18 protein-coding genes are annotated in these 19,865 nt (G+C 72.2%); 11 read left to right on the top strand and 7 right to left on the bottom strand.

Annotated features, from left to right (window positions below):
* Positions 1–80 precede the first annotated feature (80 nt).
* Both ACWAUO_RS10645 and ACWAUO_RS10640 read right to left on the bottom strand, forming a co-directional pair.
* Positions 81–1,652: a chaplin family protein gene (locus ACWAUO_RS10645; RefSeq protein ID WP_460775301.1), complete on the bottom strand. Its 1,572-nt coding sequence runs from the start codon at positions 1,650–1,652 to the stop codon at positions 81–83.
* Positions 1,653–1,735: 83 nt separating this feature from the next.
* Positions 1,736–2,704, bottom strand: coding sequence for a hypothetical protein (locus ACWAUO_RS10640; RefSeq protein ID WP_460775300.1), 969 nt, complete (start codon positions 2,702–2,704; stop codon positions 1,736–1,738).
* A 530-nt stretch (positions 2,705–3,234) separates the two neighbouring features.
* Between ACWAUO_RS10640 and dnaB the strand changes: the two genes are divergently transcribed.
* Positions 3,235–4,605 carry a replicative DNA helicase gene (gene dnaB / locus ACWAUO_RS10635; protein ID WP_460775298.1) on the top strand — a complete coding sequence of 457 codons (1,371 nt, stop codon included), beginning with the start codon at positions 3,235–3,237 and terminating at the stop codon, positions 4,603–4,605.
* 60 nt (positions 4,606–4,665) lie between these two features.
* Here the strand turns inward: dnaB and ACWAUO_RS10630 are convergent, their stop codons facing one another.
* Positions 4,666–6,333, bottom strand: a complete 1,668-nt coding sequence (locus ACWAUO_RS10630) for a catalase (protein WP_460775297.1) — start codon at positions 6,331–6,333, stop codon at positions 4,666–4,668.
* A 247-nt stretch (positions 6,334–6,580) separates the two neighbouring features.
* Here ACWAUO_RS10630 and ACWAUO_RS10625 point away from each other — a divergent pair, with 247 nt between their 5' ends.
* Both ACWAUO_RS10625 and ACWAUO_RS10620 read left to right on the top strand, forming a co-directional pair.
* A complete protein-coding gene (locus tag ACWAUO_RS10625; protein WP_460775295.1) occupies positions 6,581–7,924 on the top strand; it encodes an APC family permease in 1,344 nt (447 codons plus the stop codon).
* Positions 7,925–7,963: 39 nt separating this feature from the next.
* Positions 7,964–9,439, top strand: coding sequence for an SDR family NAD(P)-dependent oxidoreductase (locus ACWAUO_RS10620; RefSeq protein WP_460775294.1), 1,476 nt, complete (start codon positions 7,964–7,966; stop codon positions 9,437–9,439).
* A 10-nt stretch (positions 9,440–9,449) separates the two neighbouring features.
* Here ACWAUO_RS10620 and ACWAUO_RS10615 read toward each other — a convergent pair whose 3' ends face one another.
* Positions 9,450–9,785 (bottom strand): heavy-metal-associated domain-containing protein, encoded by a 336-nt coding sequence (locus ACWAUO_RS10615; RefSeq protein WP_460775293.1) that lies wholly within the window; start codon positions 9,783–9,785, stop codon positions 9,450–9,452.
* 147 nt (positions 9,786–9,932) lie between these two features.
* Here ACWAUO_RS10615 and ACWAUO_RS10610 point away from each other — a divergent pair, with 147 nt between their 5' ends.
* Together ACWAUO_RS10610 and ACWAUO_RS10605 are read left to right on the top strand one after the other, a co-directional pair.
* Positions 9,933–10,586, top strand: coding sequence for an acyl-CoA synthetase (locus ACWAUO_RS10610; RefSeq protein WP_460775291.1), 654 nt, complete (start codon positions 9,933–9,935; stop codon positions 10,584–10,586).
* Positions 10,583–10,915 (top strand): amino acid transporter, encoded by a 333-nt coding sequence (locus ACWAUO_RS10605; protein ID WP_460775289.1) that lies wholly within the window; start codon positions 10,583–10,585, stop codon positions 10,913–10,915. The genes ACWAUO_RS10610 and ACWAUO_RS10605 overlap by 4 nt, the downstream gene beginning before the upstream one ends.
* Positions 10,916–11,107: 192 nt before the next feature.
* Here ACWAUO_RS10605 and purB read toward each other — a convergent pair whose 3' ends face one another.
* On the bottom strand, positions 11,108–12,487 hold the full coding sequence (gene purB, locus ACWAUO_RS10600; RefSeq protein WP_460775288.1) for an adenylosuccinate lyase: 1,380 nt from the start codon (positions 12,485–12,487) through the stop codon (positions 11,108–11,110).
* Entirely contained in the window at positions 12,484–13,023 is a 540-nt protein-coding gene (locus tag ACWAUO_RS10595; RefSeq protein ID WP_460775287.1) for a low molecular weight protein-tyrosine-phosphatase, read from the bottom strand. Before ACWAUO_RS10595 ends, purB begins: the two co-directional genes overlap by 4 nt.
* A 115-nt stretch (positions 13,024–13,138) precedes the next feature.
* On the opposite strand from ACWAUO_RS10595, the gene ACWAUO_RS10590 reads away from it, so the two are divergent.
* Together ACWAUO_RS10590 and ACWAUO_RS10585 are read left to right on the top strand one after the other, a co-directional pair.
* Positions 13,139–13,408: a hypothetical protein gene (locus ACWAUO_RS10590; protein WP_460775285.1), complete on the top strand. Its 270-nt coding sequence runs from the start codon at positions 13,139–13,141 to the stop codon at positions 13,406–13,408.
* Positions 13,405–14,724: a hypothetical protein gene (locus tag ACWAUO_RS10585; RefSeq protein WP_460775284.1), complete on the top strand. Its 1,320-nt coding sequence runs from the start codon at positions 13,405–13,407 to the stop codon at positions 14,722–14,724. Before ACWAUO_RS10590 ends, ACWAUO_RS10585 begins: the two co-directional genes overlap by 4 nt.
* Here the strand turns inward: ACWAUO_RS10585 and ACWAUO_RS10580 are convergent.
* Positions 14,693–15,085, bottom strand: a complete 393-nt coding sequence (locus ACWAUO_RS10580; protein WP_460775282.1) for a phage holin family protein — start codon at positions 15,083–15,085, stop codon at positions 14,693–14,695. The genes ACWAUO_RS10585 and ACWAUO_RS10580 overlap by 32 nt on opposite strands.
* Positions 15,086–15,146: 61 nt before the next feature.
* On the opposite strand from ACWAUO_RS10580, the gene ACWAUO_RS10575 reads away from it, so the two are divergent.
* From ACWAUO_RS10575 to ACWAUO_RS10560, 4 genes are read left to right on the top strand one after another with little or no spacing between them, the layout of a single operon-like run.
* Positions 15,147–16,247 carry a histidinol-phosphate transaminase gene (locus ACWAUO_RS10575; protein WP_460775281.1) on the top strand — a complete coding sequence of 367 codons (1,101 nt, stop codon included), beginning with the start codon at positions 15,147–15,149 and terminating at the stop codon, positions 16,245–16,247.
* Entirely contained in the window at positions 16,225–17,406 is a 1,182-nt protein-coding gene (locus ACWAUO_RS10570) for a thiamine pyrophosphate-dependent dehydrogenase E1 component subunit alpha (RefSeq protein ID WP_460775280.1), read from the top strand. Before ACWAUO_RS10575 ends, ACWAUO_RS10570 begins: the two co-directional genes overlap by 23 nt.
* Positions 17,403–18,386 carry an alpha-ketoacid dehydrogenase subunit beta gene (locus tag ACWAUO_RS10565; protein WP_460775278.1) on the top strand — a complete coding sequence of 328 codons (984 nt, stop codon included), beginning with the start codon at positions 17,403–17,405 and terminating at the stop codon, positions 18,384–18,386. The genes ACWAUO_RS10570 and ACWAUO_RS10565 overlap by 4 nt, the downstream gene beginning before the upstream one ends.
* Positions 18,387–18,429: 43 nt before the next feature.
* The gene (locus tag ACWAUO_RS10560; protein WP_460775276.1) at positions 18,430–19,797 is read left to right on the top strand and encodes a dihydrolipoamide acetyltransferase family protein; all 1,368 of its coding nucleotides are present in this window, start codon (positions 18,430–18,432) and stop codon (positions 19,795–19,797) included.
* Positions 19,798–19,865 lie beyond the last annotated feature (68 nt).

The following is a 19,865-nucleotide window of genomic DNA, read 5'->3' as shown; positions in this document are numbered from 1 at the left end:
GTGCGTGCACGGGGCTGTTCGCCGGAGGGCAGGACGGATGCCGCGGGGTCACCGGGACCCCGCGGCATCCGTGTCCGCGGTCAGTCGCGGAGTGCGCGACGGGCGCCGAGCAGGACGATGCCGGCAGTCAGCAGGGCTGCGGCCAGCACCCCGGGGAACGCCAGGTCGCCGCCACCGGTCTGCGCGAGGCCGCCGTCCGTGCGGACCGCCGCGGCGACCCCGCCCGTGAGCGCGCTCGAGCCACCGGGACCCGTCGTGCCGGGGACGCCGCCGCCGGGCGTGGTGCCCGGATCGCCGTCACCGGGCGTGGTGCCCGGATCGCCGTCACCGGGTGTCGTGCCCGGACCCGTGCCGGGGTCCGTACCGGGGTCGGTACCCGGGTCGGTACCGGGGTCGGTACCCGGGTCGGTGCCGCCGGGGGTGGTGCCGCCGGGGACGGTGACCGGATCTGTCGTCGTGCTGTCACCGATGACGGAGACGGCGTTGCCGCCCACCGTGATCGGAAGCGCGATCGGCAACACGACCTGCGAGCCGCCGAGGACGCCCTCGTCGCCCGAGGTCACCGGGGTGCCGGGGGCCGCGCCGCCGGGGGCGGCGACGGCCGAGCCGTCCGAGACGCTGTCGCCCACGACCGAGACGGCGTTGCCGCCCAGCGTCGCCGGCAGCTGCATCGGGACCACGACCTGGGTGCCCGACGCGACGCCGTCGGTGCCGTCGGTCACCGGACCGGCGCCGGCCGTCCCGGCGGCGTCCTCGACCGATGCGCCGGTGGTGCTGTCGGTGCTCTCGCTGTCGCCGAGCACCGAGATCGCGTTGCCGCCGACGGTGACCGGCACCTGGACGGGGGCCACGACCTGCGTGCCGGACGCGACACCGTCCGTCCCGCCCGTCGTCGGCTCGACGGTGCCTGCGGAACCGGCGCCGGCGCCGGTGGTGCTGCCGGTGCTCTCGCTGTCGCCGAGCACCGAGATCGCGTTGCCGCCGACGGTGACCGGCACCTGGACGGGGGCCACGACCTGCGTGCCGGACGCGACACCGTCGCCGCCGTCGGTGGACGGGGCCGCGGTGCCGCCCGCGGATGCCGGTGCCTGGCCCGCCGGCGTCGTCACGGCGCCGGAGGTCGCGCTGTCGCCGACGACCGAGATGCCGTTGCCCGCGACCGTGACCGGGACCGACACGTCGAGCAGTGCCTGGGTGCCGCTGAGGATGCCCGACAGGCCGTCGGTCACCGGCGCCACGCCGACGCTCGGTGCGGCCGGCGACGGGTCGCCCCCGGTGACGGCGCCCTCGGAGACGCTGTCGCCGAGCACCGACACCGCGGTGCCGGAGAGGTTCACCGGAAGGTCGACGCTGATGAGCGCCTGCGTCCCCGACGCGGCGCCGTCCGCCCCGCTCGTCGACGCATCCGTCGCGGCCGGAGCCGGGGCGGACGGTGCCGCGGTCCCGGCGTCGGTGGTGGCGCTGTCGCCGACGACCGAGACCGAGTCGCCGCTGATGGTGACGGGGACGTCGACGCCGATGAGCGCCTGCGTGCCGGACAGCAGTCCGTCCGCCCCGTCCGTCTCCGCCGCGTTCGCGACGGTCGCCCCGAGGACGGCGATGCCGCCTCCCAGGACCACGCCCAGCAGGGCGCGCGTGATGAATGTCTGCATGATGCTGCCTTCTTGATCGATCGGATGTCGCGCGGATGCGCGGTGTCACCTGTGCCGCGCGCGGAGGCGCGGCCGGGTGCCGGTCAATCGGGCGAGCAGTCGGTGCCCAGGACGGGTGCGGACGGGACGGAGTCGTCCCCGGCGCGTGCGGTCAGGCGCCCGTCGTGGGGGACGTGCGCGGTCACGCCCACGACGGCGGCCGCATGAGGGCCCCATGCGCCGGAGCCGGAAGCCATGGCGCCCCCCGGCGCGCCGTCGGCGCCCGGCACGAGGGGTGAGGACGGCGCACCGGGGGAAGCGGGAGTCGGCTGGACCGCCTCGTCCGCGAGGCTGCCGAAGGCTGCGGTCGCGGGTGCGGGCGTCGGCGCGGAACGGAAGGCGATGTCGTGGACTGCGCGCGAGGCAGGGTCGATCGTCGACTCCGGTGCGGTGTCGACGTCGTGCCCGGGGACTGCGGGGGAGGGCGCGGCATCCGCACCCGCGTCCGGCTGCGGGCGGTGCACGCCGGGCGCGGCGGGCTGAGCGGGGTCCGCCGCCCCCGGCGAGACGGCGGAGGGACCGGACACGACGGCGGAGACGGTCTCGTCGAGTGCGTGGGTGGTGTCGGAGACCGCCGGGACGAGGCCGGTCGCGTCGACGACCTCGTTCACGATCGGCACCTCGTCGACCACGCCGTCGACGAGGCCCAGCACGGGGTCGGTGACCGCGCTGACCGGGACGGCGTCCACGACCTGCGACACGGTGCCGGTGGTCGCGCCGACCGTGCCCTGCACGACCTCGAGCGTGGCGGAGACGACGGGCGTCACGGGCTGGAGCACCGGGACGGCTTCGCCGACGGTCGAGACCGTCCGGTCGACGGTACCGACGACGCCGTCCACGACGCCCTGGACGAGTCCGAGCACACCGCCGTCGGGCGACCGGTCCCCGTCGTCGGCCGAGGCGGAGGATGCGGGCGCGAGGAGCGAGAGGAGGAACCAGACGGCGGCGGCGCCGAACCCGAGCAGCACCGCGCGCAGCACGCCGTGCGTGCGGTGCGTCGCGGTCCGGTCCATGCTCCGTGCCCCCTCGATACGGGTGCGGTTCGCTCGATCCGCGCGACGATACGCCCGTTCGGCGCGGTCTGCTCGGAACACGTCGGACGACTGTGGATAACAGCGCGTCCCGTGGATGCCGGGAACCCGGTCGCACGCCACATCATCCACACCTCGCGCACCAACTCTCAACCGGCTCTTCAACAACTTTTCCTCCACAAGCTGGGGAAAACAAAACCCCAGATGAAAGGGAAATCCGTACCAGAATTACACCGTTGTACGCCACTTTTCCACAGGCCTTCTGCACAGGAAGGGCGGCGTGTTCCGCAGCTTCTCCACACAGTTATCCACAGGCGCATTTGCTCCTCGGAAAGCGGCCGCATACGTTGAGGGAGACCTTCTGGGGAACACGGCTTGGGGACGACGATGTCGGTGGTCCGTGATCCGCTGTGCGTACGTCGCCGAGGTCGTCGGCGTGCGTGACCCGACCGGGTCATTGAGGGGTGCAGACGCTGTCCCACCGTCGTGTGGGAGGAGGAGGACGAACGCGCGTGTCGATCGCCGACATCTCGGAGGAACGACTCGGGGGACCCCGTGAGCACGAGCGGACCCCGCCGCACGACATGCTCGCCGAGCAGTCCACGCTCGGCGGCATGCTGCTGTCGAAGGACGCGGTCGCCGACGTCATCGAGACGCTGCGCGGCACCGACTTCTACATCCCCAAGCACGAGGTCATCTTCGAGGCGATCCTCACGCTCTACTCCCACGGTGAGCCGACGGATGTCATCGCCGTCACCGACGAGTTGATCAAGACCGGCGACCTGCAGCGCGCGGGCGGCGCGGATTACCTCCACACGCTCACCTCGATCGTCCCGACCGCGGCGAACGCCGGCTACTACGCGTCGATCGTGTCGGAGCGCGCGCTGCTGCGCCGCCTCGTCGACGCCGGCACGCGGATCGTGCAGATGGGGTACTCGGGCCAGGGTGAGGCGCTCGACCTCGTCAACACCGCGCAGGCGGAGATCTACAACGTCACCGGTGCCGAGGCGGCCGAGGACTACGTGCCGCTCACGATCGCGGTCGACGCCGCCGTCGAGGAGATCGAGGCCGCGCGCGGCCGAGACGGTCAGATGACCGGAATCCCCACCGGCTTCGAGGGACTCGACCAGCTCACGAACGGTCTCCACGGCGGACAGATGATCGTCGTCGCGGCCCGTCCGGCCATGGGAAAGTCGACGCTCGCGCTGGACTTCGCCCGCGCCGCGGCGATCAAGCACAACTTCCCGACGATCTTCTTCTCGCTCGAGATGGGGCGCAGCGAGATCGCGATGCGCCTCATGAGCGCCGAGGCCGCCATCCCGCTGCAGGCCATGCGCAAGGGCACGCTCGACCAGCGCGACTGGACGACGATCGCCTCCACGCGCGGTCGCATCAACGACGCGCCCCTCTACATCGACGACAGCCCGAACATGTCGCTCGTCGAGATCCGTGCGAAGTGCCGTCGCCTGAAGCAGCGCGCCGGGCTCCGCATGGTCGTCATCGACTACCTCCAGCTCATGAGCTCGGGCAAGCGGGTCGAGTCGCGTCAGCAGGAGGTCAGTGAGTTCTCGCGCGCGCTGAAGCTGCTCGCGAAGGAACTGCAGGTGCCGGTCATCGCGCTGTCGCAGCTGAACCGTGGTCCCGAGCAGCGGCAGGACAAGAAGCCCGCGATCTCCGACCTGCGTGAATCGGGTTCGATCGAGCAGGACGCCGACATGGTGATCCTGCTCCACCGCGAGGCGGCGTACGACAAGGAGAGCCCCCGCGCCGGCGAGGCCGACCTCATCGTGGCCAAGCACCGTAACGGTCCGACCGACACCGTGACCGTCGCGTTCCAGGGGCACTTCTCCCGCTTCACCGACATGGCCCCCGGGATGCAGTGACCCCTCGGGCCGACCCCCGGGACGACGCATCCCGCGACGCCCCGGGGTCGGCGCCGCCGGTCAGGACTCCCGGTCCACCATGTTCGCGCGGGTGTCCGCCACGCAGTGGGTCATCTGCAGGCCGGCGACGTCGCGCGGGCCGTTGTGGCCGAGGCTCGCCAGGCGCGCCAGTTCCTCGTCGTTCAACGTCTGGGACTGCAGCGGCGGCAGGTCCTTCACCTCGTCGAGGGTGATGCCCAGGCCCTCCCCGACCCGGCGGCCGAGGTCGTCCTCGACCATGTAGAAGTGCCACAGCATCCGCTCCTGCACCGGGCGTGCGGCCTGCGAGATGAGCTCGACGAAGTTGTGGACCAGGTCGTCGCGCTCCCAGTCCTCCAGGAGCAGGTACCGCTGCCCGGCCTGCGTGTAGTCGTTCGTGCGGGGGATGCGCTTTCGTGTCAGACGCCCGACGATCTCCGGTCCCTGCTCGTCGTGCGTGGGGAACTGCGCCTCGCGGAGCCCGCCGGTGATCGACGGCTCGTAGTTCACGTGCGGGTTCTCACCGCCGCCGTCCTGGTGGTACGCCATCTGCCCGTCGCGCTGATTGGTCGCCACCCGCGCGTGCTTCGGGGAGTTGACCGGCAGCTGCAGGTAGTTCGGCCCGACGCGGTAGCGCTGGGTGTCGGAGTAGGAGAACGTGCGGCCGACGAGCATCTTGTCGTCGGAGAAGTCGAGTCCGTCCACAAGCACCCCGGTGCCGAACGAGATCTGCTCGTTCTCGGCGAAGAAGTTCGACACGTTGCGGTTCAGCACCATCCTCCCGACCGGCTGGGGCGGGAACTCGTTCTCCGGCCACACCTTGGTGTCGTCCAGCGGGTCGAAGTCCAGCTCCGGGTGGTCGTGGTCGTCCATGAGCTGCACGCGCAGCTCCCATTCCGGGTGGTCGCCGCGCTCGATCGCCTCGTACAGGTCCCGGGAGGCGTGGCCGAGGTCGCCGGCCTGGACGGCCGCCGCATCCGCCTCCGTCATCGAGTGCACGCCCGCGGAGGGGATCCAGTGGTACTTCACGAGCTTCGTCTCGCCGGCGTCGTTGACCCACTTGTAGGTGTTCACGCCGAAGCCCTGCTGGGTGCGGTAGTTCGCCGGGATCCCACGCGGACTGAACAGGTTCATGAGCATGTGCATCGACTCCGGCGTCTGGGACATGAAGTCGAAGATTCGCGCCGGCTCCTGCCGGAACGTCACCGGGTCGGGCTTGAGCGAGTGGATGACGTCGGGGAACTTGATCGCGTCGCGGATGAAGAACACCCCGAGGTTGTTGCCGACGAGGTCCCAGTTGCCGTCCTCGGTGTAGAACTTCACCGCGAAACCGCGGGGGTCGCGGGCGGTCTCCGAGGAGTCGCGGCCGCCGATGACGGTCGAGAACCGGACGGCGAGGTCGGTGCGCTTGCCCGCCTCCTGGAAGAGCTTCGCGCGGGTGTAGCGGGAGATCGGCTCGTCCCCCCACATGCCCGTCGCCTCGAAGTAGCCGAACGCGACGAAGCCCCGCGCGTGCACGACGCGCTCCGGGATCCGTTCGCGGTCGAAGTGACTGATCTTCTCCAGGAACTGGTAGTTCTCCAGCGTCGCGGGCCCGCGGGCGCCGACCGTGCGCTGGTTCTGGTTGTCGTAGACCGGGTGGCCCTGGCGGTTGGTCAGGATGGGGCGGTCGTCGCCCTCGGCGGGTCCCTGGCTCGAAACGTCGGTCATCGTGCCTCTCCTCGTTCGCGGCCCGCGGCGGATCGCGCGGCCTCGGATGGCCGAACGCTACGCGCCGGTCCGGTCGGGCGGTAGGTGGTTACGCACGCGTCGGCATCCTGCGTCCCCGGCACCTCGACGACCGGATGGTGACGGTCGCCCGGCTCCTGCTCACGGCCCCGCAGGAGGGCTGAGGCGGGCGCCGGGCGTCGCTGTCAAGGCCCGACGGTCCACGCCCGGGCGTTCATAGGGTGACGGGATGAGTTCCGAGCACACCGCCGAGCGCGCGCCCGCATCCCAGCCGGAGAAGCTGCGCCGCGGCATCACCGGCCCCCTCCTGTTCGCGTTCATCCTCGGCGACGTGCTCGGCGCCGGGATCTACGCCCTCATGGGCGTGCTCGCGGGCGAGGTCGGCGGGATGCTGTGGGCGCCGCTCATCGTGGCGCTCCTGCTGGCACTGCTCACCGCCGGGTCGTATGCGGAACTCGTGACCAAGTACCCGCGGGCCGGCGGGGCCGCCGTGTTCGCCGAACGCGCCTTCAAGGCGCCGATCGTGTCGTTCCTGGTCGGGTTCAGCATGCTGGCGGCCGGTGTGGTGAGCGCCGCCGGCCTGTCCCTCGCCTTCGCGGGCGACTACTTCGCCACCTTCATCGACCTGCCGCCGATCCCCGTCGCGATGGCCTTCCTCGTGCTCGTCGGCGCGCTGAACGCCCGCGGCATCCGCGAGTCCATGGGGGCCAACCTCGTGATGACGGCGATCGAGCTGAGCGGCCTCGTCATCGTCATCGCCGTCGTCGCGATCATGGTCTCCGCAGGCGGCGGAGAGCTCTCGCGGGTCGCAGAACTGCCCGAGGGTACGGGCCTGGCCACCGCGGTGCTCGGCGGTGCGATCATCGCCTACTACTCGTTCGTCGGCTTCGAGACCTCCGCGAACGTCATCGAGGAGGTCAGGAACCCGCGGAAGGTCTACCCGCGGGCGCTGTTCGCGTCGCTCATCACCGCCGGGGTGGTCTACGTGCTCGTCGGGGTCGCCAGCGCCATCGCGCTGCCCGCATCCGACCTCGTCGACTCGAGCGGCCCGCTGCTCTCGGTCGTCGAGGCGACCGGCGTGCCGATCCCGTCATGGCTGTTCAGCCTCATCGCGCTCATCGCGGTCGCGAACGGCGCGTTGCTCACGATGATCATGTCGAGCCGGCTCACATACGGCATGGCCGAGCAGGGCCTCCTGCCGGACGTGCTCGCGAAGGTGCTGCCCAAGCGGAAGACCCCGTGGGTCGCGATCGTCGCCACCACCGGCGTCGCGATGCTGCTGACCCTCGTCGGCGACCTCGGCACGCTCGCCGAGACCGTCGTGCTGCTGCTGCTCATCGTGTTCATCAGCGCGAACGTGTCGGTGCTGGTGCTCCGGCGCGACAAGGCCGAGCACGACCACTTCCGGGTGTGGACCTTCGTGCCGGTGCTCGGCATCGCCTCATGCGTGCTGCTGCTCACCCAGCAGCGGCCGATCGTGTGGCTCTTCGCCGCGATCCTGCTCGCCGTCGGCGTCGTGCTGTTCTTCCTCGCCCGGTGGAGCCGCCGCCGCAGCGAGGCGAAGGCCCGCTGACACCCGGCGTTCACTCGGGGAGGCTCGATACACTTCCCTGTGCCCTCCGAGATCGTCGACCCGCCCGCCACCGCCCCGATCTCCCCGGACGACCTCGCCACCGCCATCCGAGTGCTGGAGGCCGCGGAGGCGCTGGAGAAGGACGCCCCCGAGTACCGCGCGCTGCAGCGCGCCACCGGCAAGCTGTACAAGGCGGTCAAGAAGCAGAGCCGCCGCGACAAGCGGCAGCGCATCGCCGACGCCGACCGCGCCGTGGTCGCGGCGACCGCGACCGGCGCCCCCGACCGCATCGACGACGAGACGCGGGGGATCCCGCTCGCGGCCCGCGTCGCCGCGCCCATCGCGGGGGAGCTCATCAAGCCGCGCGCCTGCTACATCTGCAAAGAGCTCTACACCCTGGTCGACGCGTTCTACCACCAGCTCTGCCCGGACTGCGCGGCCCTCAGCCACGCCAAGCGCGAGGCGCGCACCGACCTCACCGGACGCCGGGCCCTGCTCACCGGGGGTCGCGCGAAGATCGGCATGTACATCGCGCTGCGGCTGCTGCGCGACGGCGCCCACACCACCATCACCACGCGGTTCCCGCGAGACGCGGTGCGTCGCTTCTCCGCACTGCCCGACGCCGCGGACTGGCTGCACCGGCTGAAGGTCGTCGGCATCGACCTGCGCGACCCGGCACAGGTCATCGGCCTCGCCGACGAGGTCGCCGCGGCCGGGCCCCTCGACATCCTCATCAACAACGCCGCCCAGACCGTCCGCCGCTCGGCCGGCGCCTACAAGCCGCTCGTGGACGCGGAACTCGCGCCGTTGCCGGACGGACCCCTGCCGGAGCTCGTCACCTTCGGGCACACGAACGACGCGCACCCGCTCGCCCTCGCGCAGTCGGTGTCGTCGCACCCGCTCCTCGCCGGCGCGGCCCGCACCGCCGAGGAACTCACCGCGGAGGCGATGGCCGCCGGTTCGTCCTCCCTCGAGCGCCTCGCCGCGGGCACCGCCATCGACGCCGGCGGACTCGTGCCGGACGAACTGCACGTGAACAGCTGGACCCAGCACGTCGACCAGGTCGACCCGCTGGAGATGCTGGAGGTGCAGCTCGCGAACACCACCGCGCCGTTCCTGCTCGTGAGCCGGCTGCGGGCGAGCCTGGCCGCATCCCCCGCCCGACGCACCTACATCGTCAACGTGTCGGCGATGGAGGGCGTGTTCGGTCGCGGCTACAAGGGCCCCGGGCACCCCCACACGAACATGGCCAAGGCCGCGCTGAACATGCTCACCCGCACCAGCGCGCGCGAGATGTTCGAGACCGCCGGCATCCTCATGACCGCCGTCGACACCGGCTGGATCACCGACGAGCGGCCGCACTTCACCAAGGTCCGGCTGGCCGAGGAGGGCTTCCACGCACCGCTCGACCTCGTCGACGGCGCGGCGCGCGTGTACGACCCGATCGTGCGCGGTGAGGCCGGCGAGGACCTCTTCGGGGTGTTCCTGAAGGACTACCGGCGCAGCTCCTGGTGAGCCGGACCGCTCAGTCGGGGAGCGTCGCCAGGCGGTAGCCGGCGTCCTCGATCGCGGCGCGGACCGTCTCGCGGTCGAGCGGACCGGCGGCGACCACCTGGACGCGCGAGCGCCCGCCGGGGACGAGGTCGACGTGGACGTCCGAGACGTCCGGGATGGCGGAGAGCTCCTCGGTGACGGCCCGCACGCAGTGTTCGCAGGTCATGCCGTCGACCTGCAGCTCGACGCCGCCGCGCGACGTGCCCGCCCCGCCGTGGCCGCCGCACATGCAGGCGCCGCCGCCGCACCCGCATCCGGCGTGCGCCGCCTCGCCGGGTCTTCCGAACTCGATCCGCTGAATCGCCATGGTGACTCCTTCCGCGGAGGCAACGATACCCCGCCCGGGTATCCCTCGGCCGCGTCCGAGCGCGGATCCGCCCCGGTGTGCGCAGGGTTTCCGCAGCCTCCGCCGACGTAGACTGGGGACATCCCGTCCTTCGTCCAGGAATCCGCTGTGTCCAACGCCCCCGCCGCCCGCGCCTTCGAGATCCGGCACGTCCAGCTCGGCCGCGCCTTCTTCGCCGCGGTCGCCGCCGTGATGATCACGTTCTCCCCGGATCACTCCGCCGCACTCGGCCTCTCGGTGTTCAGCGGCTTCGCGATCGCCTCCGGCCTCGTCCTGCTGCTCGGCGCCTGGCTCGCCTACCCCGCAGGGCAGCGCGGACTGCCCATCCTGCTGGGTCTGCTGAACGGCGTCGCCGGGATGATCGGCGGTCTCCCGCCGCTGCGGACCACCGAGATGTTCTTCATCCTCGTGATCATCTGGGCGCTCGTCGTGGGACTCGTCGAGACCATCGCCGGCGCACGGGCGATGCGCGGCACGGCGCGACGCTCCACGGCCCGCTCGGACGCGCGCGACACCCTGTTCACCGGCGCGCTCGGACTCCTGCTCGGGCTCGGGATGCTGGTCGTGCCCGCACAGTACGCGCTGAACTACTACATCGAGGAGGCCGGCCGGGGCTTCACGCTCACCGGCATCACGATCGCCGTCGGCCTCTTCGGCTTCTACACCGCCTTCGTCGCGGTCAACCTCGGCATCGCCGCGTTCTCGCCGCGCCGGGAGCCCGCCGACGCCGCCCCAGCCCCCGTCGAGGACGGTCGCCCATGAACCAGAAGCCCACCACCACCCGCCGTCAGCTCATGCGGCCGGTGCAGCTGCTCGGCATGGCGTTCGTCGCCGCGCTGTTCGCCGGGCTCGTGACCCTCATGTCCATGGGCGCGTTCCAGGCGCACCCCGCCGAGGACGTCCAGCGCGCGGTCCTCGCCGCGCTCGTGGTCGGCGGCATCACCTTCATCGTCGTGCTCGTCGGCATCTCGCTGCTCATGCTCGCCGTCGACCCGGCCGACGTGCAGCGCACGGTCGACCGCCCGGTGCTCCTCGACAAGGAGCCGGCGCAGGACGCCGACGCGGACGGCGACGCCCCCGCATCCCGCTGACCTCCGTTCCGTCGCGCTGAGGTCCCACCCGTCTCCTGTTCGAAACTCAGGACGGATGCCGCTCGGCGCCCGCCGTCCCGCGTGATCCCGGGGGTCGCCCACCGGATGTCCTGAGTTCTGCACGGCGCGGACGCCGCAGCGACGGGAACGCCCCGGCACCGCGAGCGGTCCGGGGCGTTCCGTGTGCGGGGTTCAGGCGTCGGCGACGAGCCGCTCCGCGAGGCCGGTGTAGGTGGCCGGGGTGAGCGCCAGCAGGCGCGTCTTCGCGGCGTCGCCGATCTCGAGCCCGGAGACGAACTCCGCCAGCTCGGTCGCCCCGACGCGGCGGCCGCGGGTGAGGTCCTTCAGCAGGGCGTACGGGTCGGTGATCGTCGACCGGCCGGCGACGACCTCGGCGCGGACGACGGTCTGGATGGCCTCGGCCAGCACCTCCCAGTTGCCGTCGAGGTCGGCCAGCAGCACGTCGCGCGAGAGCGAGATCTCGCCGAGCCCGCGCAGCAGGTTGTCGAGGGCGAGCAGCGAGTGGCCGAACGCGACGCCGATGTTGCGCTGCGTCGTGGAGTCGGTGAGGTCGCGCTGCATCCGCGAGGTGACGAGCGTCGAGGCGAGCGTCGCGAACAGGCCGCCCGCGATCTCGAGGTTCGCCTCGGCGTTCTCGAACCGGATCGGGTTGATCTTGTGCGGCATGGTCGAGGAGCCGGTGGCGCCGGCGACCGGGATCTGCGCGAAGTAGCCGAGCGAGATGTAGGTCCACACGTCGGTCGCGAGGTTGTGCAGGATGCCGCCGGCGTGCCGGGCGCGGTCGTAGAGCTCGACCTGCCAGTCGTGCGACTCGATCTGCGTGGTCAGCACGTTGAAGCCGAGGCCGAGGCCCTCGATGAACGACCGGGACAGCTCGGGCCAGTCCACGTCGGGGTCGGCGGCGAGGTGGGCCGACCAGGTGCCGGTTGCGCCGGAGAACTTCGCCAGGAAGTCGTTGCCCGCGATCTGCCCCGCGACGCGCTCCAGGCGCCAGGCGAACACCGCGAGCTCCTTGCCCATCGTGGTGGGGGTCGCCGGCTGACCGTGCGTGCGCGAGAGCATCGCGGCGTCGCGGTGCTCCTCGGCGAGGTCACGGAGCTTCGCGATCACGGCGTGGAGCTTCGGCAACCAGACCTCGAGCACGGCCCGCTTGACCGTGAGCGCGTAGGCGGTGGAGTTGATGTCCTCGCTGGTGCAGGCGAAGTGGGTGAGCTCGGCGACGGCGTCCAGGCCCAGCTGCGCGAGCCGGTCGCGCACGAGGTACTCGACCGCTTTCACGTCGTGGCGGGTGACGGCCTCACGCTCGGCGAGCCAGTCGATCTCGGCCTGGCCGAAGTCGCGGTACAGCGCCCGCAGGCGGTCCTTGTCCGCGTCGGCGAGGGGCGACGAGCCGAACACGCCGCGGTCGGTGAGGGCGATGAGCCACTCCACCTCGACCTCGACACGGGCGCGGTTGAGACCCGCCTCCGAGAGATAGGCGCCGAGGTCGGAGACCGCTGCGCGGTACCGTCCGTCGAGCGGGCTGATCGGCTGTACGGGGAAGGACGTCACGGTGCTCCGGGGGATGCGGCCGCCACTGCGGCCGAGCCGGCCGAGCGGATGGCGGGTTCCAGTTGCCGGAACAGCGCCCGGCTTGCGCTCTCGATCATACCGAGCACCTCATCGAATATCTCCGGGCCCGCGTAGTACGGATCGGGCACGTCGAGGTCGTCGCCGGCATCCGGATCGAAGCTGCGCAGCAGCACGACCTTGTCCTCGTCGGCCTCGGTCGGCGCCCACTCGCGGAGGATCCGCTCGTGCGTCCGGTCGAGCGCCACGATGAGGTCGTTCGCGCCGAAGTCCGTGAGCTCGAACTGCCGGGCGCGGTGGGCGGACCCGTCATACCCGCGCGCCGACAGCGCGGCCAGCGTCCGGTGGTCGGCGGCCTCGCCCACGTGCCAGTCGCCGGTGCCGGCGCTCGACACCGCGACCCGGGCGCCCAGGCCCACCGAGGCTGCGAACCAGCGGAACACGATCTCGGCCATGGGGGATCGGCAGATGTTCCCCGTGCACACGAAGACGACCCGGAACGGCGCGGATGCGGTCACCTGCTCATTCTGGGGGTGCGCCACCGTTCCTGCACAGTCCGGATCCGGCCGCGCGTCGTGCACGGGACGGTGCCGGAGCCGGTCCACGCGCGGGTGCGCGCCCGACGATCGGGGGATGACGACGGATCCGGGCGCCGACCTGTTCGTGTTGGAGGCCGCGCGCGCGGCGCTGCAGGAGGTGGGGGAGACCCTCCGCCGGGTGGGGGCGCGCACCGTCGGACTCGGCGACACGGTGAGCTGGGCGTCGCCGGTGGCCGAGGCGTTCCGCCTGGCGTTGGTCGGATGGCTGGACGAGCTCGGGTCGACGGCCGCAGCGGTGGACGCGGCCGAGGAGGAGGTGCGGCTCGCGCGGATCAGGTCGCTCCTCGGCGGGAGCGACCGGTGAGCGACGTCGTCATCGGCTCGGGCGGGGCCATCGCCGTCGACCCGGAGGACCTGCGGCGTCTCGCCGACGACCTCGCCGTCGCCGCGGCGCCGCTCGCCGACGCCGAGACCGGGCTGACGCGTGCCGCCGCGCTGCTGCACGACGCGCCCGCGGCCGACGGGTGCGCATCCGTGGCACGGGCGGCCGCCTCCCTCCGCGCCGCCGCCGCCGGCGCCGATCGCCTGGTGGGGGCCGTCCGCACCTCGGCGGCCGCGTACGAGCTCGTCGAGCTGCGGATCGCGCGGGATGCGGCCGACGCCCGCGGCGGGCGCACGGTCGTCGACCACCTCGACGCCCGCATCGCGGCGCTCCTGCGGGAGCACCCGGATGCGGCCGGGCTCGCGTCGGACGCCCTCACCGAGGCGCGGCGCACCGGCGAACCCGCGATCCACCAGCTGCTCCTGCTCGGCGGGATGCTGCCGCTGCTGGCCAACGCCGCCTGGCTCGCCGCCGCGATCGCCACGCTCCGGGCGACCGGGATCGGCCGCATCCCGCGGGGTGCGCGGATCGGGCCGACCGTCCCCGCCCCGCCGCTCGCCACCGTCCCGCCGTCGACCACGGTGCCGGCCGGCCCGCCCGCCGACCTCGCCGCCGCGGTCGCGCGCATCCCCACCGGGGGTGACAGCCGGGTGCGGGTGGAGCGGTACGACCTGCCCGACGGCACCCGCGCCTTCGCCGTCTACGTCGCCGGCACCCAGGCCTTCATCGACCGCTTCGAGTGGATGGACATGCCCGCGAACGCCCAGCTGTTCACCGGGCACGACGCCGAGTCGCTCGCGGCGGTGCGGGCGGCGCTCGCCGCCGCCGGGGCGGAGCCGGGCGACGAGCTGTACGCGTTCGGGCACTCGCAGGGCGGCATGATCGTCGACGCGCTCGCCGCCGACGGCACCTACCGCACCGAGGTCCTGGGCACGGTGGGCGCGCCCACGTCCTACGACGCCGGCTCGGACACGTTCAGCGTGGAGGTGCGCCACGACGACGACCCGATCGCCGCGCTCGCCGCCGGCGGGCACGCGCAACGGGTCGGCGCGCAGGGGAGCTTCGTCGCCGCCCGCACGGTCGACCCGATGGTGGGTGTGCGTGACCTTGCGCTCGAGGCGCACCACCTCGAGCGCTATGTGGAGACCGCTGCACTGGTGGACGCGTCCGGTGACGACCGGCCGGTGCGCCTGCGGGAGCGACTGGCCGTGCTCGCCACGGCCGGCACCGTCACCGTGACGGAGTACGCACCCGAACTGACGCCGGTCAGTCCCGATCGCGGTCGGGACGCAGGATGATCCCGAAGATCCAGTTGATGAGCGTGATGACGAGCGCCGCGACGACACCGAGCCAGAAGTCCTCGACCCGCAGGCCCCAGTCCCATCCGCTCGTGATCCAGGCGGTGAGCCAGAGCAGGAAGCCGTTCACGATGAGCGAGAACAGGCCGAGCGTGAGGATGTAGAGGAGGAAGGTGAGGACCTTCACGATCGTGCCGACGACGGTGTTCACGATCGCGAAGATCGCGGCGACCGCGAGGAGCGTCAGCACCAGCTGCAGCGTCTCGCCCGGTGCGAACGGGATCACCGCGACGCCCAGGGGCAGCAGGGTGACGACCCAGATCGCGAAGGCGTTCACGACCACGCGGATGAGGAAACGCATGCACGCAGTGTGGCACGCGGCCGGCCCCGCCGCACCCGGAGGATGCTCCTAGACTCGACGCGTGACCGAGCCGATCCCCGTCCGCGTCCGTGCCGACATCGCCGCGCTGCCCGCGTACAAGCAGGGCAAACCGGCCGGGGCCGACGCGTTCAAGCTGTCGAGCAACGAGAACCCGTTCGACCCGCTGCCGAGCGTCCTCGACGCGATGCGCGCGCACGGGGCGGTGAACCGCTACCCCGACAGCGCCGCCGGCCGGCTGTCCGCCCGGCTCGCCGAGCGGTACGGCGTCGCGCCCGAGGAGGTGCACGTCGGTGCGGGCAGCGTCTCGATCCTCTACCAGCTCGTGCAGGCGGTCGCCGGGCCCGGCGACGAGGTGGTCTACGCCTGGCGCTCCTTCGAGGCCTACCCGCTGCTGGCGATCGCCGCCGGGGCGACCCGCATCGAGGTGCCGCTGCGCGCCGACGGCACGCACGACCTCGACGCCATGGCCGCCGCGGTGACCGACCGTACGCGCGCGGTCATCGTGTGCAGTCCCAACAACCCCACCGGCACCGTCGTCACCCAGGACGCCTTCGACGCGTTCGTCGCCCGCATCCCGGAGGACGTGCTCGTCATCCTCGACGAGGCGTACGCCGAGTTCGTCACCGACGGCGACGCCGTCGACGGCCTCCGCGCCGGTGTCACCCGCCCGAACGTCGTGGTGCTGCGCACCTTCTCGAAGGCGTACGGGCTCGCCGCGCTCCGCGTCGGCTACGCGATCGGGCACCGCCGGGTGCTCGACGCCGCCCGCGCCACCGCCATCCCGTTCTCGGTCACCTCGCCCGCGCAGGAGGCCGCGATCGCCAGCCTGGATGCCGAGGCCGAGCTGCTCGAGCGGGTGCGCGTCATCGTCGAGCGGCGCGACCGCCTGGCCGAGGCGCTGCGCGGACTCGGCTGGGACGTCCCGGAGGCGCAGGGCAACTTCGTCTGGCTCCCCACGGGCGACGAGACCGTCGCCGCGGCGGCCGCATTCGACGAGGGCGGCATCATCGTCCGGGCGTTCGTCGGCGACGGGATGCGGATCTCCGTGGGCGAGGAGGAATCTGTAGAGAAGGTCACACGGATCGCCGCATCCGTTGTGGAGAGGCTTCCAGAGGGGCATGCAGGGCGGCGGCTACGGTAGGACCGTGACCTCAGCCGACACGGTGAACGTCGTGCCCGCCGATGACCCGGACCTCGTCCGCGTCCTGGCCGCCGACGGATCCTTCGCCCCCACGCCGGCCGCGGAGCCGTACCTCGAGCTCGTCGAGGCGCTCAGCGAGGCCGACCTCGAGACGTTCTACCGCGACATGGCGGTGATCCGCGCGTTCGACCGGCAGGCGACGAACCTGCAACGGCAGGGCCACCTCGGCCTGTGGCCGCCGAGCCTCGGCCAGGAGGCCGCCCAGGTCGGATCGGCCCGTGCGCTGCGCCCGCAGGACCACGTCTTCCCGTCGTACCGCGAGCACGTGGTGTGCCGCATCCGCGGGGTCGACCTCATCGACATCATCCGCGTGATGCGCGGCGTCAGCCACGGCGGCTGGGACCCCACCGACCCGGCGAACGGCAACACGCACATCTACACGCTCGTGCTCGGCTCGCAGACCCTGCACGCCACCGGCTACGCCATGGGGCTCGCCTTCGACGGGAAGTCCGGCTCCGGCGACGCCGACCGCGACGAGGCCGTCATCGTCTACTACGGCGACGGCGCATCGAGCCAGGGCGACGTGCACGAGGCGATGGTCTTCGCGAACAGCTTCCAGACGCCCGAGGTGTTCTTCCTGCAGAACAACCAGTGGGCGATCTCCGTGCCGGTGCGCACGCAGTCGCCCGCGCCGCTCCACCGCCGGGCCGGCGGATACGGGATGCCGAGCGTCCAGGTCGACGGCAACGACGTGCTCGCGAGCTACGCCGTCACCCGGCGCGCGCTCGAGGAGGCCCGCGGCGGCGCCGGCCCCCGGGCGATCGAGGCGATGACGTACCGCATGGGCGCGCACACCACGAGCGACGACCCGACGAAGTACCGCACCGGCGACGAGGAGTCGGCGTGGGGCCGACGCGACCCGATCGCCCGGATGCACACGTACCTGCGCTCGCGCGGCGCCTCGGACGCGTTCTTCGCCGACGTCGACGCCGAGGCCGCCGCCTACGCCGAGGACATCCGCACCCGAACCGTCGCGCTCGGCGGCATCGAGCCCGAGAGCATGTTCGCCCACGTCTACAGCGAACCGCACCCCCTCATGGACCGGCAGCGCGCCTGGCTGGCCGAGTACGAGGCGTCGTTCGGGGAGGAGCAGGCATGAGCGGGCTGACCAGCATGTCCATGGGCAAGGCGCTCACCGCGGGCCTGCGCGCCGCGATGGAGCACGACGACCACGTCGTGCTCATGGGCGAGGACATCGGCCCGCTCGGGGGCGTCTTCCGCATCACCGAAGGCCTCCAGGCCGACTTCGGCCCCCGCCGGGTCATCGACACGCCGCTCGCCGAGTCCGGCATCGTCGGCACCGCGATCGGCCTGGCCATGGCCGGGTTCCGCCCAGTCTGCGAGATCCAGTTCGACGGGTTCGTCTACCCGGCGTTCGACCAGATCACCAGCCAGCTGGCGAAGCTCACGAGCCGCACCCAGGGCGCACTGCGCATGCCCGTGGTCATCCGCATCCCGTACGGCGGGCACATCGGTGCGATCGAGCACCACCAGGAGAGCCCTGAGGCGTACTTCACGCACACCGCCGGCCTGCGCGTCGTGAGCCCCTCCACGCCGAACGACGCGTACTGGATGATCCAGGACGCCATCGCCTCGGACGACCCGGTCGTGTTCATGGAGCCCAAGAGCCGTTACTGGCCCAAGGGCGAGGTCGACCTGTCCGACCGGGCGCTGCCGCTCCACGCCTCGCGGATCGTCCGCCGCGGCACCGACGTCACGCTCGTCGGCCACGGCGCCATGGTCGCGATGCTCCTGCAGGCCGCCGCGCTCGCCGAGTCCGAGGGGGTCTCCGCCGAGGTCGTCGACCTCCGCTCGCTCTCCCCGGTCGACTACGGTCCCATCCTCGACTCGGTGCGCCGCACCGGCCGGATGGTCTACGCCCAGGAGGCGCCCGGGTTCACCTCGCTCGGCTCCGAGATCGCGGCGACCGTCATGGAGCAGGCGTTCTACGCGCTCGAGGCGCCGGTCATCCGGGTCTCCGGGTTCGACGTGCCCTTCCCGCCGGCGAACATCGAGGGCGCGTACCTCCCCGATCCCGACCGCATCCTCGAGGCCGTCGACCGCGCACTGGCGTACTGACCCACCGGGGCCCGTCACGGGCCGTCCCGGCGAAAGGAACACGATGAGCAGCCAGACCTTCCACCTCCCGGACGTCGGCGAGGGCCTCACCGAGGCCGAGATCGTGCAGTGGCGCGTCGCGCCCGGCGACACGGTCGCGGTGAACGACGTGCTGGTCGAGATCGAGACCGCCAAGTCGCTCGTGGAACTGCCGTCGCCGTTCGCGGGCACGGTGGGCGACCTGCTCGTGCCCGAGGGCACGACCGTCGAGGTCGGCACCGCGATCATCACCATCGCGGATGCCGAGGGCACGGAGGCGCCGCCGCCCGCATCCGCGTCGGCGCCCGAGAGCCCCGAAGGGTCCGGCTCCGTGCTCGTCGGCTACGGCTCGGCCGGTGAGGTGGCCTCGCGCCGCCGCAAGCCCGCGGTGCGCCCGGCGGTGAACGCGGCGGGCGTCGTCGCCAAGCCCCCGGTGCGCAAGCTCGCCCGCGACCTCGGCGTCGACCTGACCGCCGTGACCCCGAGCGGCGAGGGCGGCGAGGTGACGCGCGACGACGTCATGCGGCACGCGTCGCAGGCGTCGGTGTTCCGCAACATCGAGACGCCGGAGTGGCCCGAGGTGCGCGAGGAGCGCATCCCGGTCGCGCCCGAGGTCGCCGCGACCGCCGTGGCGCCGCCGATCCAGACCGCATCCACCTCGCCGCGCATCGCCCCCGGCCCCGCGGGCGAGCGCGAGGAGACGATCCCGGTCAAGGGCGTCCGCAAGGCCACCTCCAGCGCCATGGTGCGCTCCGCCTACTCGGCGCCGCACGTGTCGGTGTGGACCGACGTCGACGCCACCCGCACGATGGAGCTCGTCAAGCGCCTGAAGGCCTCGCCCGACTTCGCCGACGTGAAGGTCTCGCCGCTGCTCATCGTCGCCCGCGCCGTCATCTGGGCCGTCCGTCGCACCCCGATGGTGAACGCCGCGTGGGTCGACCTCGAGGACGGCAGCGCCGAGATCCGCGTGCGTCACTTCGTGAACCTCGGCATCGCGGCGGCGACCCCGCGGGGCCTGCTCGTGCCGAACATCAAGGACGCCCAGAACCTCAACATGCGCGAGCTCGCGCATGCGCTGCAGAACCTCACGGTGACCGCGCGAGAGGGCCGTACGACCCCCGCCGACCAGCAGGGCGGCACGATCACGATCACGAACATCGGCGTGTTCGGGATGGATGCGGGCACCCCGATCATCAACCCGGGCGAGTCGGGCATCATCGCGTTCGGCGCGATCCGGCAGAAGCCGTGGGTGGTCGACGGCGAGGTGCGCCCCCGCTGGGTCACGACGGTCGCGGGCTCGTTCGACCACCGCGTCATCGACGGCGACGGTATGAGCCGGTTCGTCGCCGACGTCGCGGCGGTGCTCGAGGAGCCGGCGCTCCTCCTCGACTGATATGTAGGGCTTTCTGTCAAGTGGGCAGGGTGAAGCGCCGCCGGGCTGGCTGCTCGGCGGCGCTTCTT

This window comes from Microbacterium sp. GXF7504, assembly GCF_054798235.1.
The sequence above is the reverse complement of the archived record's forward strand: the minus strand, read 5'-3'. Positions and strand labels throughout refer to the sequence as shown.